Annotated in this window: 10 protein-coding genes; 1 reads left to right on the top strand and 9 read right to left on the bottom strand. The window is 33.2% G+C overall.

The features are described from left to right. Positions 1 to 116: 116 nt before the first annotated feature. From FGM02_RS14610 to rhaD, 9 genes are all read right to left on the bottom strand, one after another. Complete coding sequence (locus FGM02_RS14610) at positions 117 to 2,333, bottom strand: T9SS type A sorting domain-containing protein (protein ID WP_139959234.1); 2,217 nt, start codon at positions 2,331 to 2,333, stop codon at positions 117 to 119. A gap of 184 nt (positions 2,334 to 2,517) precedes the next feature. Then, on the bottom strand, positions 2,518 to 3,342 hold the full coding sequence (locus tag FGM02_RS14605; RefSeq protein WP_166461196.1) for a T9SS type A sorting domain-containing protein: 825 nt from the start codon (positions 3,340 to 3,342) through the stop codon (positions 2,518 to 2,520). A 210-nt stretch (positions 3,343 to 3,552) separates the two neighbouring features. Further along, positions 3,553 to 3,927, bottom strand: coding sequence for a hypothetical protein (locus FGM02_RS14600; protein ID WP_139959232.1), 375 nt, complete (start codon positions 3,925 to 3,927; stop codon positions 3,553 to 3,555). Positions 3,928 to 4,235: 308 nt separating this feature from the next. Continuing rightward, a complete protein-coding gene (locus FGM02_RS14595) occupies positions 4,236 to 5,045 on the bottom strand; it encodes a T9SS type A sorting domain-containing protein (protein WP_139959231.1) in 810 nt (269 codons plus the stop codon). Between the two features lie 403 nt (positions 5,046 to 5,448). After that, complete coding sequence (locus FGM02_RS14590) at positions 5,449 to 9,594, bottom strand: hybrid sensor histidine kinase/response regulator transcription factor (protein WP_139959230.1); 4,146 nt, start codon at positions 9,592 to 9,594, stop codon at positions 5,449 to 5,451. Positions 9,595 to 9,691: 97 nt separating this feature from the next. After that, positions 9,692 to 10,693: a class 1 fructose-bisphosphatase gene (fbp, locus tag FGM02_RS14585; RefSeq protein ID WP_139959229.1), complete on the bottom strand. Its 1,002-nt coding sequence runs from the start codon at positions 10,691 to 10,693 to the stop codon at positions 9,692 to 9,694. A 24-nt stretch (positions 10,694 to 10,717) separates the two neighbouring features. Beyond that, positions 10,718 to 12,034 carry an FGGY family carbohydrate kinase gene (locus tag FGM02_RS14580; protein WP_139959228.1) on the bottom strand — a complete coding sequence of 439 codons (1,317 nt, stop codon included), beginning with the start codon at positions 12,032 to 12,034 and terminating at the stop codon, positions 10,718 to 10,720. A 53-nt stretch (positions 12,035 to 12,087) separates the two neighbouring features. Beyond that, positions 12,088 to 13,875 carry an L-fucose isomerase gene (locus tag FGM02_RS14575; protein WP_139959227.1) on the bottom strand — a complete coding sequence of 596 codons (1,788 nt, stop codon included), beginning with the start codon at positions 13,873 to 13,875 and terminating at the stop codon, positions 12,088 to 12,090. 19 nt (positions 13,876 to 13,894) lie between these two features. Next, positions 13,895 to 14,692, bottom strand: coding sequence for a rhamnulose-1-phosphate aldolase (gene rhaD, locus FGM02_RS14570; protein ID WP_139959226.1), 798 nt, complete (start codon positions 14,690 to 14,692; stop codon positions 13,895 to 13,897). Positions 14,693 to 14,795: 103 nt separating this feature from the next. Between rhaD and FGM02_RS14565 the strand changes: the two genes are divergently transcribed. Then, complete coding sequence (locus tag FGM02_RS14565; protein WP_139959225.1) at positions 14,796 to 15,695, top strand: AraC family transcriptional regulator; 900 nt, start codon at positions 14,796 to 14,798, stop codon at positions 15,693 to 15,695. Positions 15,696 to 15,939 lie beyond the last annotated feature (244 nt).

Below are 15,939 nucleotides of genomic sequence, written 5' to 3'. Positions count from 1 at the left end.
TTCTTTTATCTATTACTATAGTAGAATAGGTTGATGATAAATAAGATAATTTATTTTCTACATACAAAGTAGTTCGTAGAAGATTTTCTATACTTAAATTGAATAGTTGTTTGTACTTATAACTTAATTAACTTTGAAATAATTATTTTTCCTTCTGTGTCCATTATTTTAGCGTAGTAAACTCCCGATACTAGCGTTTTAATCATGTATTTATCTTCTGGTTTGTTAAAGGTTTTTACTAGTATTCCTGAAATATCATAAATATGGATACTTACAATATTGCTTGTATTTAGTTGAAACGATGTTGTTACTGGGTTTGGAAACAATAGGATGTCCTTTTTCAGAGATAAATCTGTTGTTTTTAGAGAAGCTTCAAAAACCTGTACTTCCGCTAAAGATAGTGGCTTTCCTGTATTATTTCGTATTCTTATTGTTTTTGCCAATGCACCTTCAAGGTTCATTGAAATAGAAGGGTTGGGATATTCGTTAAATGTTTTAGAAGCAGTTAAATTTCCATTTACATCATAAATTAACACGGTGAAATTTGAAAGTCGTTCTAAACAACAAGTATCAGTTCTTCCAAAAACATTCATGAGTCCAATAGCATATTCTGAATCTAGTTCGAGTTGCCAAAAGCTGTTGTTATCTGAGCCGGTATGTGTAACGGATGCACTTGAATAGGCACCGTTTGTGTTTCCATCTATAGCCCTAGAAGCATCTCCATCATTTATTGTTGACGACTGCGTTGCTGTTCCTGTTAAGGCAAGATTGTTCGAGGTATCTATGGTTTGAACCCATAGTTTGTTTATGTATGGATCTGTGAGAACAACTTTTGTAGTATCTAAAATCAAGTCATCTAGAAGTGAAAAAGAGGCATTGTCAGACATTTCCTTGTCATACGCATATCCCAAAAGACGAACATATTCAATAGGACTTTTATGCAGTTTATAAACAAATCTATTTTGGTAGGTTTCGTATTCCGACTCTCCCATGCTATATGGGTTTACCATAGGTTCTGTGGCTACATTGTAATAAGGATCTGGTGAAATGTATACGTTCCCGGTTTCTGTATTTTTCATAAGAAATACTGGCACCATGTCTTTCGTAAAACTTGTGTTTAAGTATATTGTTTGTGAGAGTCCCTGATTAGAATCTGATGCAGTAATTGCTACTTTTGGAGTTTCCTCTGCATTAGGTTCTATAAAACCATAATCGCAATAAGGAGCTAGTAAAATTGACTTTTCTTGAACAAAATCTCTTTTGCCATTTATATAATAGGTTCTGTAATAGAAGGTTTCCCCTTGTTTTATATCAAGTTGTGCAATAACCGTAAATAAAGTATAATCTCGTGGATTTGAATCTCCACCAACCTGTGCCAGTCTAAAAAATACATTTCTAAAACCATGACTGCTTAATTCAGCTGTTTTCACTTCTTTTCCAAATACGATTCCTAGGGAAGCTGCATCGCTGCTGATTGTATCCTTAGACCAAATCACGAAACCACCAGTTTCATCAATATCTCGAGAGTCGGTTCCAATATTTGTACCTGTGTTCCCTTCTGAAATTTCAAGACTGCCATCTGGTAATCCGACAAATTTCCCCCGTAAACTAGAGCTCCGAACTCCACCCCAAGGTGAATTGATATGAACCATGGTTTCGTCTCCAAAATTTTGAATGCTATAGGTAACTTCCAAAATACCTTCTCCAATTTCTTTGTATTTAGTAGTATATAAAATTTCTGATTTATACAATGAAGGAATATGCGCTTGTGTTCCCCAGTTGGTTACAGAATACGATTTTTTATTGCTGTTATAATAGGAAGCCATTAAAGGACTATACCACGATTTTTCAATACCGTCGTTATTATAGGCTCCTGCTCCATGAATGAAATAAAAAGCAGAAGTAAAATCTCTGTTATTTAAAGAAGATACACTTACAGGTTGCCAAACTTCATCATTCCAAGTAGAATGTTCTTTAGATTGTGGAGGGATTCCTTCACCATAAGCACTTTTAAAGGAGTAAATTTGTCCCCCTTGTCCAATTCGAAGTTCCCACGAATTTTCTGCAGTAGCTGCCTGATGTTGTAGTTTTGCTAAATATACATGCGCTTCATCTGCAGCAGTAGGATCTAGCCAATAGCTGCCCGAAGGGGAATAGTTGGTAGTAAAACTTGTTGTACCACTTTGGTCTAGGATATGATCATAATTAATAGCGGGAATGAATTTAAAAAAAGAAGCATCCAAAGCAGTCGACGGTTTCCTATCAATTAAGTTTTGAGCAACTATGGGGGATGTTAAAATTAGGAGTAAGGTATTTAATATCGCTTTTTTCATTATTCTTTGAATGCTTAAAGGTTTTGTGATGAACGGATTCTCAAAGGACTACTTTTTTTGCGATTATGCTGTTCTCTAATCTTGAATTGTCTTGCTCTTAATCAACAGGCAAGTACTAAAAATAAAAACTGCGCTAACAAATGAATGTTAACGCAGTTTTTAAAAGATGATAATTTAGGTGAAACTATTTTTTCACAATTTTAACGGTTTTAGTTCCATTGTCAGAATTGCTACTTACAAAATAAACACCAGAAGCTAAGTCGCTAATGTCATAACTTGCAGCGGCTTTAAATGTTTTTAATAAGCTACCATTAATTCCAAATATTTGTACGCTTTCAATTGTTTCATTTGAAGACAATTGAAATGCACTTGTAACGGGATTTGGGTACAAACTATTTTTTTCTGTTGAAATCTGATCAATAGATGCAGGCTCTTCAACTTGTATCGCTATAGAAGCAATTCTAAAAGTAGGTCTATTACCCGCATCAGGTACGTCTCCTTTTAGTAATTCTGTTAAGGCTAAAGTTATCGTATTGTCTGAAGTTGTAAGTGGAACGTTTAAAAATGTTAATGCGTGACTTGAGATTGCTTTTGTAGCACCTGCTGAAGGAGCAACGGCATCAGTTACTGTAGTTCCTCCGGTTGTAGCAGATATACTATAAGTAGCTATATTTCCACCTCTTTTTTCTGCATTAATAGTAATGTTTGCGTTTGCAGTACCTGCATCTGCTTTTACTGAAAATTGAAATGTCCCGGTTGCATCGCTGGCTTCTGCACCTGCAAGAATACCGAAAAAACTATTGTTTTCAGATGTATTGGCACCAGTTCCCGTTAATAGTGTGACAAAATTCGAAACATCATTGAGGTCATCAGTAGCCTCTTTTCCTACAGTAAAGTTTTGTGCTGTAGAAGTATTCGAAACATCAACAGTTACCGAAGTTTTAAGTTGTGCGGAAGTTATAAATAAGCTTCCAAAAAATGCAATTGTAAATAGTAATTTTTTTTTCATGCTAAAAATTTTAGGGGTTAAATAATAATTCATGAACATTGTTAGTCTACCGATACTTCGGTTACAATGTTTTTTTTAAAAGGTTGTTATTCACTTAAACAGGCAAATAGATATTTAAATGAGACTACAAGTTATGAAAATTATACTAAAAAAAAAATGCATAGACAAATTAATGTAAATGCATTTTGTTAGGATATGAAATTCAAGAATTTAGTTTTTCTTGTTTTTTTTCTTTTTACCGTTCTTCTTCTTCTTCTTACTTGCATCCATAATTTCAGTTGCTTTTTCTTTTCCAAAGGCAGCCGTCAATTTATTTTTAAAGTCGGCATTGTTTTCTTTTATACCTGATTTGAATGCTGCTGGGTCACTTTGCTTTAAATCTCTTAAGCTTAAATGATTTAGCACATAAGCTTTGCTTAATTCTATATAGGTTTCTTTTTCAGAATCTGATAATTTAACTGTTTTTTCAATTAGCTCAATTTTTGCTTTGCTAGTTTTTAGAGCGCGTGCTTCATTTTTAGATTGAGCCATAGCTCCTAAACTTAGTAATAGACTTAAGGCGAATGTAAATACTGTTTTTTTCATTTTTTGAAGTTTACGTGTGTTTATGAATTTTTTCTTGTCGTATGAATACAAATAACGAATTTTAAATACAATGCTATTGCCTCATTTTAACCTTTTGTTTGTTCTAATGCATTATTGTAGTTGTTGTTTTTGTTCTAATGCGTTATATTTCAGTGGTTCCGTTTTCAAAGTATGTTCTTAGTAAGTAAATTCCTTTTGAAGATGAGGTCTGTTTAATCCGTCTGTGTTTTAAGAATTTATAGAAAGCAAAAAAGCACATGATGTTAGAATCATGTGCTTTTTTTATAAATAGGGTGTTTTAAGCCAGATTATTTTTTTACGATTTTTACTGTTTTAGAACCAGAAGCTGTGTTGCTTTTTACAAAATACACACCTGCAGTTAAATTGCTAATGTCATAACTAGCTTGAGCGTTAAAAGTTCTTAACAAGCTTCCGTTGATACCATATACTTGCACGTTTTGAATCGCTTCTTCTGAAGAAATTTGAAAACTTCCAGTTACAGGGTTTGGGAAAAGTGTGTTTTCTTGAGTTGTTTCAACAATGTCATTTACATCTAAAACAGAAAGTACTGAAATATTCATATCAGTAAGTCTAATATTAGGAGTACTAGTAGCAATTAAAGTAGCCATAGAGATATCATCTATTGTTATTGTAACAGTTTTTGGTGAACTAGTTAAAATTACGTCTGTTTCAAAGGCTATAGTTTTTGCTTCGATAGTTTTGCTGTCCGTATTATCCGAAGCTAAAACGAAATCTGTATTAGCATTACCAGGAATACTGATAGTTCCTCCAACTCTACTTCCTTTTCTTTTTGCGAAATTTATAGATAAACTTGTCAATAAATTATCACCAGTTGATTGTAAGGTAAACTCAAACTTACCTTCTGTTAAATCATCCTGACTTCCTATAATGGCTAACCAGTTCGGTTTGTTAGTTTGAGCAGATCCACTTCCGGCAGTGACTGTAACAACAGATGCATCTCGAATATCTTTATCAGATCCAAATAAGAAGTTTTGTGGAGTTGAGGTATTTGTATGATCAACCGATACGCCGCTTTGCGCTGAAGTAAAAGTTACAGCTGTAAAAAATGCTAATGTAAAAAGTAATTGTTTTTTCATAATAGTATATGATTTGGTTTAATGTTAATTGTTTTGTCAAAATTAGGAAGCATCTGTTTTTAGGCTTTGCTCTAATCTTTTAAAAACTTTTGTTATTCTACCATTTGTTGCAAAACAGGGGGGTACAGGTGTTTTTAACTTTGTGTATTTAGGTAATTTAAGGCGGTTTTACTTTTTTGAGACAGATTCTACGTGTTGAATCTTGTTCTATTTAAGGTTTATAGGAGTAAAAAAAATGCTAATTTTTTTAATTAAGTATTTTATTCAAGCAAAACACCAGCAACAATGGAGTTTTGTTTTCAATAAATAGTTACTTGTTTTTTTGCTTTTTAGAAGCGGTAATGGTTCAAAAAAAAGCACATAATGGTTCCAATCATGTGCTCTTTTTTAGGAGTACTAAATTTTAGTTAGAAAGATTTTTCAAAAATTCAGAAGGAGAAACCCCATGTAATTTTTTAAAGGAAGTAGAAAAGTAGGAATTCGATTCAATTCCAATTTGATACATGATTTCCGTAACATTGGCTCCATCATTTTTACTCATCAATTCAGCAGCTCTTTGCAGTCTGAAATTTCGGATATACGCATTCGGAATTTGTCCAGTTAATTGTTTCAAGCGTCTGTAAAAATGAGAGGCACTTAAATTCATTTTAGCAGATAGTGTTTCTACCCCAAAATTTGAGTCTGCAATGTTTTCTTCAATAACTGCAATAATTTCATTTAAAAACTCTTTATCTCTTGTTGATATTTCAATTCCTTTTTTGGGAACCACACTGTTTTTTGAGAAATATTCTTTTAAACGAATATTGTTGTCAATAAGTTTTTTAATACGTAATTCTAAAAGTTTTATAGAGAAGGGTTTGCTAATGTATTCGTCTGCTCCAAATTCAAGTCCTTTAATGGCGTCTTCGTTTTCACCCAAAGCCGTTAATAAAACCACAGGAATATGACAGGTTTCTGGTGTCGATTTTATATGTTCACAAAAGGCAAATCCGTCCATTTCAGGCATCATGACATCACTAATAATTAAAGTAGGTTCGTTTAATTTTACTTTTTCCAAACCTTCCAATCCGTTATTGGCTATGGTAATATTATATTGTTTTGAAAGTCGGCTGACTAAAAAGTGTTGCACATCTTCTTCGTCTTCAACAATTAATAAATGATGTTCTTTTTGTGTATTGTTTAATTCGTTGTTGAATGTTTCGTTTTTAAATTCTGTAGAAAGTGGCACCCAATCTTTGATAAATGATTTTTTATGGGTGTTGACTTCTTCGTTTTTATAATCCTCAATAGTTTTGGCAGGAATTAAAATTGAAAATCTCGTTTCTACAAAAGGTTCACTTTTTACAGTAATTTGCCCTTCCAATAAATTGATCAATGATTTGCAAAAGGCCAATCCAATTCCACCGCCACTTACACTTTCTTCATTATTTCCTAATTGGTAAAAACGTTCAAAAATATTGTCTAAATCTTTTGCAGGTATTCCTTTACCGTTGTCAATCACATCTATTTGTATCATTTTTGTATCACCATTGGTTATAATGTCCGATTCAATACTAACACTTCCGTTGGCAGGTGTGTTTTTAAATGCATTGGATAGTAAATTAAAAATAATACGTTCTACTTTTTCGGTATCAATAATAATATTTTCATTTGGCGAGTTTACCTTGTAAAAGAAGTTGATGTTTTTTTCTACCGCATAATTTTCAAAAGCTTCAGTAGTAGGGTATATAAAATCGCCTAAGGTATTTTGACTTAGTTTTAATTTTACATGTCCTTGTTCTGCTTTTCTAAAAGTAATAAGTTGATCTACCAAACTAAGTAGTCTTTTGGTGTTTTTTTGAATAATGGCCAAATACTTTGTGTTGTCGGCATCCTTGTTCATAGAAATAATATGTTCTAAAGGCCCGGCAATTAGCGTAAGAGGAGTTCTAAACTCGTGAGATATATTGGTAAAATATCTAAATTTCCCTTGGTTGATGGTATCTAAACGCTCTTTGTCTAGCTGTTCATACAGCAAGCGCTGTTTTAATTTTTCATGTTGTACAAAGTAGATGGTAATTCCAACAGAAATTAAAATAATCAGTAAAACAAAAAGTAAATAACTCCACCAGGTTTTATACCACGGAGGTAATACTTTAATTTTTAGGCTTTTTATTTGTTCACTCCAAATTCCATCGCTATTGGCTCCTTTTATTTTTAATTCGTAATTGCCAGGTGATAAATTGGTATAGGTGATGGTGGCTTTTCCTGTGTTTTCAATAATCCAATCGTTGTTAAAGCCTTCTAATTTATAGGCCAATTTATTTTTTGTAGGATTGGCACTATGATCTACAATAACGTCTAATGCTAAAATTTGATCATTTTCATGGATGCTAATTTCCGAAGTTTCAGAAATAGATTTTGTAAGAATGGTATTAGAGGAATTTGAGCGGTCATTTTCAATGATTGCTTTTTTATTTTTAACCTTTAATTTTGTAAAAATGACTTTAGGCAATTGAAGGTTTAGGTTGATTTTTTCAGGATCGAAAACGGTCAAACCGTTCAAGCCTCCAAAATAAAAATATCCTGATTTTCCTTTAAAATAAGAAGATTGACGGAAATTGTTATTGATCAGACCATCACGTACATCAAAAAAATTGACTTCTTCGGTATCTGTATTAAATTTACAAAGCCCCATATCTGTACTCAACCACAAATTTTGATTGTCGTCTTGCAAAATACCATAGACGGCATTGTCGTTTAATAGATTGTTTTTGTTGTACGATTTGTATTCAATGATTTCATTTTGAGCATCAAACTTTATTTTATTCAATCCACCACCAAAGGTTCCTTCCCATAAATAGCCGTTGGCATCTTCTTTTAAGGTAAATACTTTGCTGTGGTTTATGTTTTTTAAGCGGTAATATTTATAATCTTTGTTAATGGCTAGTTTTTCGTTTTCATAGTTTAACAGTATTAGACCTGTTTCCGTTCCTAACCATAATTTTTGCTGGTTGTCTAGTAAAACTTTGTAGGCTCTGTTGTTTGGTAAATCTAACTTCGCTTCAATGTCTAAATAATCCTTGTTTCGTTTTAAAATTTGTTCCCAAGGATTTTTAATAGTTACAAAAGTATGGCCACCAAACAATAGGGTGTTTTTATCTAACTGTTGAATAGCAAAACAAAGGCCTAGTTTTATATTCCGATTGTTTTTCTTAAGTGTTAATTTTTTAAATCGATCCGTTTTAGGGTTGTAGCAAATTATACTGAACTCCGTTCCAAACCAAATATACCCATAGCTATCCTCGTAAATAGATCTTACAATTTCTTTAGTGTTGAGTGGGAAAATATTTTTTAAACTATTAAATTTTATGTTTGCCACGTTATTGTCGTTCACGGCTTTGGTACTTCTGCAAACGGAATTGTTATAAGTAGAAACCCATAAATAACCTCTAGAGTCTTCTAAAATAGCAGTGGTCAAATTTCCTGCTAAGGCTTTTTTGTTAAAAGGGTTTCTTTGGTAGGAATAAAAAGGTTTTTGTAAGCTATTTAATTTGTTCAATCCACCTTGTCCAGTACCAATCCACATAACGTCAAATTCATCTTCATAAATACAATTTATAATTTGACTACTTACGCCAGAGTCGTTGTTGAGGTTGGGTTTGAATTGGGTGTACTTTTCCGTTTCAGGAACATAATGGAACAAGCCTTCGTTTTGAGTACAAATCCAAACTGTTCCTTTTCTATCTTCATAGATGTTTTTGATAATGAGTTTAAGATTTTTTTTAACTAAAAAAGCGTCTTTATTAAAATCTTTAAGAATGTAGACTTTTTTGTCGTCGGTACTGACTTTGAAAAAACCTTTTGTAGTACCCACCCATAAATTATTTCCTATGGTTTGAATGCTGTTGATGCTGTAATCAAAATCTTCAAAAGTAATAACAGAAGTTATTGTTTTAGCGCTTAACTGATCTGTATTATTTAGTTTTAATTGCAACAATCCGCCACTGGTGGCCAGTATCATTGAATTGGTTTTGTCCCATACAAAATCGTTGATGGTTTCTATTTCTTTGTGTTTTTCTAATAGATTTTCAGACAATTCAAAAGTTCCGGTATGTTTGTCTAAGAGCTTGCAAACAAATAATTTGTTTTCGCCAGAAATCCAAATGTTATCATTTGCATCAGAACGAATATGGCTTACTCTAAAGTTTTTAGGAATGGGAACTTTGTATTCTTTTTCTAAAGAAAGAACTTTTACAACGGCTCCTTCGTTATTTCCAATCCATAAATGGTTGTTTTTGTCGCTGTGAAGCGTAGTGATATAGTTGTTAAAATCTATTCGAACATTTTCAAAATCGTAGCCATCATATTTGATCAAACCATTGGGTGTTCCAATCCATAAAAAACCATAACTATCTTGTTCAATGGTGCTTACGGTGTTTTGGTTAAATCCTTCTAAATTAGAGAATGTTTCTACTCTTTGGGCCTGTAAGAAATAGGTATTTAAAAACAAAACCATACAGGCTAGGAAAGCCTGTATGGTTTTAGATGAATAGCTGTTATGTTGCATTGCTTATTGGTGTATAATCAAAATTATGAGGGGTAATTTAATAAAAATAATAGGCTTTTGGCTTGTTTTAAATTACAATTTTGAAGGATACAGCTAATTAGTATTTTGCTATAAAGTTTTCAAGCTTGTTAACCATTTCAGTATTACCGCAAAAGAAAGGTCTTCTTTGGTGAATATCATTTGGTTTGAGGTCTAAAATTCTTTGTTTACCATCCGTTGCTTTACCTCCTGCTTGTTCCACAATAAATGCTATTGGGTTGCATTCGTATAACAATCTTAATTTTCCTTCAGGATAAGGAAAACTACTAGGGTACATATAAATTCCACCTTTGATCATATTTCTATGGACATCAGAAACCATAGAACCAATATACCTTGAAGCATAAGGCCTGTTTTCTTCAATTTTTTGACAATATTTAATATAGTCTTTTACTCCTTGTGGAAAGTTGCTGTAATTTCCTTCGTTTACAGAATAAATATTTCCTTCTTCAGGAAATTTGATATTGGCATGTGATAAATAAAAAGTTCCAAGAGCTGGGTTTAAGGTAAATCCATTCACACCATCACCTGTAGTAAAAACCAACATGGTAGAAGTTCCGTAAATGACATAACCTGCCGCAACTTGATTGTTACCTGCTTGTAAAAAATCTTCTTGAGTAACGGGAGTTCCAACAGGGCTAATTCTTCTGTAAATAGAAAATATAGTTCCTACGGATACGTTGACATCAATATTGCTAGAACCATCTAAAGGATCCATCAGTACCACATATTTGCTGCTGTGTCTTTTGTCGCTTCCATTAATGGCAATAAATTCGTCATTCTCTTCAGAAACAATTCCACAAACAATTTCTCTGTTAACAAGTGCTTGAATAAAAATTTCATTCGCAAAAATGTCTAGCTTTTGTTGACTCTCTCCTTGAATGTTGATGTCACCAGAGTTTCCAAATAAATCGACTAATCCCGCTTTGTTTACTTCATGATTCACCACTTTTGCAGCTAAACGCAAGGCATTTAAAAGGCTAGATAATTCACCACTAGAGTAGGGGAAAGAAGATTGGTTTTCAATAATAAACTCTCCTAATGTTTGATTTTTATGCATAGTTTTTTTTTAGATACCTAAGTTTTAGTTTTTCAAATAATCTTTCATTAACAAAGCCGCACCAAGCGCACTTTCGTTTTTACAGTTTGGTATTTTTATATCGATACCTTTTTTCATTTGTGCGATAAACTCTACAAACATTTCATTTCTGTTAAATCCTCCAGAAACATAAATTTCTTTTAAAGCATTGTTTTCGTCTAAAATCAAGTCGATACCCGCTACTACTTTTTTACTTATTTCATAAGTCAACTGGTAATAAGCTTCTTTATAGCTGTCAAATTGTTTTAATAGAACTGGGTTCGCCTCAAAATCGGTGTCAATTCCTTCTGATAAATAAATTCTTTTGTTTGCAGAAATTAATTCAGAAATATATTTAGTATCTAATTTTAATTCTAAATGCGTATCTATATCTACGTCAAAATGCTTTGCCAAAGGCTCCAAATACACCTCATGTATACGTCCTAAAAACTGCATAGATGATTTTATTTGTTGCTTTTCAGGCGTCATAAAACACAAGCAGTTGTTGCTTAACTGATGCTGTGTTAACTTTTCAGTACTATATGGGTTCATGGCAATGATCCAAGTACCGGTAGATAGCAATACAAATTCTTTATTATTACAATTTTGTAATACAGGAATTATAGATGAAGAACTGTCGTGTAAACCAGAACCTACAGCAATCGCCTGACCGTTAAAGTCGGAAACAATGGCCTCTCTACCATTACTTGGTTGCGGAAGTTTGATGTCTTTATCTTGAATCCACTGGTGGTACTGCATTTTGTCAAAATCCCAAGTGGCGGTATGTGCACCTACCGAGGTGAAATCGGCAGTTATTTGTTTGGTAAAAAGATAACTTAAGTATTGTGGGTAATGCAAAATAGCATCTACCTTACTCCAAAACTCAGGTTTTTCTTTTTGTAATTTTAATATTTGAAGTCCTGTATTCAACATTCCATAAGCTGGAGATGCTGTTTTTCTAGAAAACTCTTCTTTTCCTCCATACACATCATAAAGCTCCTCATACTCTTCTAAGTTTAATGGCTTTAAATAATTGTACAAAGGTGTAATTCTGTCTCCATTCTTATCTAAATAAATAAGACTGGCACCGTGAGTTGAGAAGTTGATGGCTTTAACGCTGTATTCGCCTTCTTCTTGTATTCTTTTTATTTCGTTTTGAATCCAATTTTCTATAGATTCAATGTCATCACAAGGATAACCATCTTCATCAGAAACTTCATCAAATCTAGTTGCATTTCTGTAAACTACTTCGAAAGTTTCATCAAATAAGAGAATTTTTTTATTGGTTTTCCCTATATCAATAACAGCAATTACGTTTATCATGACAAATCAAAATTAAAAAAAGGTGTTTGACCTAGGCCAAACACCTTTTTTAGTTATTCTTTAAATCCGTATAAAGGACCATAATTTTTACAAGCTCTATAATCAGCTCCTTCTAAACCTTCTCCAAATGCAGACCATGCACTTGGTCTAAATACATCATCTTCACTAACATTATGCATATTCACAGGAATACGTAACATAGCCGCTAAAGAAATCAAATCAGCACCAATATGTCCGTGAGAAATTGCTCCGTGGTTTGCTCCCCATTTTGCCATTACAGTGTACACGTCTTTAAAGAAACCTGTTCCTGTTAATCTTGGAACAAACCAAGTAGTTGGCCAAGTTGGGTTGGTTCTTTCATCTAATATTTCGTGAATATCACCAGGTAATTCAACACTCCATCCTTCTACAATTTGTAAAACAGGTCCAATTCCTTTTACCAAGTTCAAACGACACATCGTAATAGGCATGCTTCCTTTTGTTTTAAACTGAGAAGAGAATCCTCCACCTCTAAAATATTCAGCAATTGCTGCTGGCCATTTTGTATTGTCTAAACATTTTTGAACTTCCTCGTCTGTAATTTCCCAGAATGGTTTCATTGTAGGATTTCCATCAGCATCTGTTTGTTGTGCAGTAGCATCTAATGTTGTAGAACCAGAATTGATCAAGTGGATAATTCCGTTTTCTGCAATTCCTGTTAATTTTTTCCCAGTAACTCTTTCTACTGACTCAGGACTCCAGTACGTACGTACATCAGAGAATAATTGAGCTTTGTTAGTTAACAAGTGTCCAAACAACATAGAAATTGCGTTTAAACAGTCGTTTTCTGTAGCAAAAGTGTACGCTTGACGAATTCCATTCCAGTCGAATGAAGAGTTTAAGATAGACTCTGTATAATCAGCATTTGGTTGGTAATCTGTCCACTGACGTTGTCCTTGGAAACCTCCCATAATGGCATTTCTACCTTTAGATTCTTCTCCGAATCCCATTTCTTTTAACTTAGGATTCCCGTTCATTAAATCTTTACAGATCAAAGTCATTTTTACAACTTTTTCCCATTCAGCTTCTTTTACTTCTGCCGATTTTTGAGCTTCAGGACTGTTATAATCTTTTCCTTCTTGACAGTTTTCTTTGGTCCAAGCCAATGCTTTTGCATATTCTTCTTGGTCAAAAATTCCTTCGTCAATACGTCTTAAAATCTCTACCGATTCTACAAACTCAGCTCTAACTCCTAAATAATCTTGTAAGAAGTTTACATCAACCATAGATCCTGCAATCCCCATAGAACTGTATCCTATAGATAAATAAGATTTACCGTTCATTTGTGCTACTGCCAAACCTCCTTTTACAAAACGTAGTATTTTTTCTGAAACGTCTTGAGGAATGGTTTGATCACCACCATCTTGCACTTCTTTACCATAAATTCCAAAAGCTGGCAATCCTTTTTGAGAATACCCTGCTAAGGCAGCTGCTAAATAAACAGCCCCTGGTCTTTCTGTTCCGTTGAATCCCCAAACGGCTTTAGGCGTAGAAGGATCTGTATCCATAACTTCTGTACCATAACACCAACATGGCGTTACTGTTAAAGAAACTTCAACACCTTCTCTTTTAAATTTATCTGCACAGGCTGCTGCATCAGCAACACCTCCAATAGTTGTATCTGCAATTACACACTCTACTTTTTCTCCACTAGGAAAACGTAATGTTGATTCTATTAATTTAGCTGCAGCTTTAGCCATGTCCATTGTTTGAACTTCTAAAGACTCTCTAACTCCTAATTCACGTCCATCAATCACAGGACGAATTCCTACTTTTGGTAGTCTACCAATTAATCTACTCATGGTTTAATTTTTTTTTGGTTTATGTAAATTGTTCTAATTCTACTAATTGCTCATTGGACAATCCTGCTGGTTTAAAACCTGCTGCCCAACACATCATTAATAACTTAGCACCTTTATTTGCTACATCTAAGAAATCCCAAGCTTTCTCTACATCAGGCGCAGTAGCCGTAGCTCCGTGCTTTTCCCATAAAGAAACGTTTCTTGTTTTAAAAGCTTCAATCGTAACTTTTGCCAAATCTGCTGTACTAGACAATGCATAAGGTGTACAGTGAATTCCTTTAGGAACAAAAACTTTTACCTCAGGACACATCATCCAAATTTGTCTATTTAATTCTTCTTCATTATCAAATAATTCATGGTGACTCATACAAATTAACTCAAGAGGGTGCGTATGAACAACCGCTAAGTTTTCTGGATGGTTTATAGAATTAAATAAATGAATACTTGTATGAGAAATCAACTCACATGTAGGTCCAAAGTTCTCACGATTTCCACCCCAAATGATTGAGTATGCTGTTGCTTCTTCATTGATATATAATATACAAGATACTTTATCAAGAGAATCTACTAAATCTCTTAAATAACAACCTGTTCCTGTAATGTAAATTACAAAACCAGCCGCTCCTTTAGGGAAATCAAAAGGTATTTGTTCACCAGCTGCAGCTTGTACTTCTTCTTTTGTGAAAAATGAAGTCAAGTTCATAGATATATTACCGGCGTTTCTTTCTGCCCATTCTCTTTGCCACAGGTAACCTGCAACTTTAGAAACTTTTTTCAATTCTTTTTGTACTTCTACTGGAAGCTTAAGTGTAGCCATAATTATTGTATAAAAATTTATACGACAAATTTAGCGCAGTAATTCACTTCTAAAAATATTTAAAATTTGTATTTTTGTATCTAATTTAAACATTCGTCTTTAAATGAAATATACCAAAAACATAGAATTAGGAGACCCATCCTCTAATAAACAGAACTTTATAGATATAAAAATAAAGTTATTGTGTTGTAGGTATTGGTTGTTAGATATGTGGGATTGTCACGATATGGTTTTTCCGTTTTGGCGAGTTTATTGGAATAAAAATTATGGTGGGACTTTAAAACACAAAGAAGATGTTTTTGAAATGAGTCCAGATTCTATTTATATCATTGCTCCTTTTACCTCCTTTTCTTCTGAATTTCAAAAAAACCATGTATATAATAATGGGATTCATGTTTCAGGTAGGCATTTAACAGATGATATTGTGGAGGCCGATTTAGAAGAAAAATGTTTGTTTCATTTTTTTACGCATTTTAATTTGGGCGTTCCTTTTGACCATGTGTATCCAGGAATTTATAAAATTGAACTGACCGATTATTTAAAAGACCGATTGTTGTATTTAACAGAACGTTTAAAAATTGAAAATACCGATTTTAAACTGACCTTTAATTTAAAATTACAATCGTTTATCAAAGAAGCAATTTCTAATATCGGGTCCGAATTGTGGAAAGCAATAAATATAGACGAGCGTGTACTAAAGGTGTTGCGTCATGTTGAAATTAATATAGACTCTAAACTAAGCAATGCTGCTTTGGCAGATATTGTAAATATGGCTCCTAATTCCTTTGCCCGCTTATTTCGACAAGAAATGAGTATTACCTTGCATAATTTTATTCAAAAAAGAAAAATAGCCAGGGCTTGCGATTTATTTGAACATACCGATAAAACGATTGAAGACGTGACCTATGATTTAGGTTTCTCCGATCGCTACCATTTTTCTAGAGTATTTAAGTCTACCACGGGAATTACTCCCGCCGTCTATAAGTCGGGTAGGTATACCTAGATTTCTTTTTTGCAGGGCTATTTTTAATACTTATAAAGTGTTACGCTAATTAGACCTTATAGTAAGGTCTAATTATCTTCAAAAAAACAAGTAACGATATAGGTGATTTGATTTTTTAGAATCTATAAAAAATCACAGTGGAATAGTTGTTTTCTACAAAAAAACAAAAATAAGCGATGGCTTAATCCTTTTCTAATCAAGGTATAGTGTTCTTTTTTAAAACCAAATGTTTAAATTATTCATA

This window comes from Flavicella sediminum, assembly GCF_006381105.1.
GTDB classification, from domain to species: Bacteria; Bacteroidota; Bacteroidia; order Flavobacteriales; family Flavobacteriaceae; genus Flavicella; species Flavicella sediminum.
This window is presented reverse-complemented; position numbering and strand designations above follow the sequence as displayed.

Coding starts and splice junctions, on each gene's coding strand:
- FGM02_RS14610 (WP_139959234.1), bottom strand. CDS start 2,333: ATGAAAAAAGCGATATTAAATACCTTACTCCTAATTTTAACATCCCCC.
- FGM02_RS14605 (WP_166461196.1), bottom strand. CDS start 3,342: ATGAAAAAAAAATTACTATTTACAATTGCATTTTTTGGAAGCTTATTT.
- FGM02_RS14600 (WP_139959232.1), bottom strand. CDS start 3,927: ATGAAAAAAACAGTATTTACATTCGCCTTAAGTCTATTACTAAGTTTA.
- FGM02_RS14595 (WP_139959231.1), bottom strand. CDS start 5,045: ATGAAAAAACAATTACTTTTTACATTAGCATTTTTTACAGCTGTAACT.
- FGM02_RS14590 (WP_139959230.1), bottom strand. CDS start 9,594: ATGCAACATAACAGCTATTCATCTAAAACCATACAGGCTTTCCTAGCC.
- fbp (WP_139959229.1), bottom strand. CDS start 10,693: ATGCATAAAAATCAAACATTAGGAGAGTTTATTATTGAAAACCAATCT.
- FGM02_RS14580 (WP_139959228.1), bottom strand. CDS start 12,034: ATGATAAACGTAATTGCTGTTATTGATATAGGGAAAACCAATAAAAAA.
- FGM02_RS14575 (WP_139959227.1), bottom strand. CDS start 13,875: ATGAGTAGATTAATTGGTAGACTACCAAAAGTAGGAATTCGTCCTGTG.
- rhaD (WP_139959226.1), bottom strand. CDS start 14,692: ATGGCTACACTTAAGCTTCCAGTAGAAGTACAAAAAGAATTGAAAAAA.
- FGM02_RS14565 (WP_139959225.1), top strand. CDS start 14,796: ATGAAATATACCAAAAACATAGAATTAGGAGACCCATCCTCTAATAAA.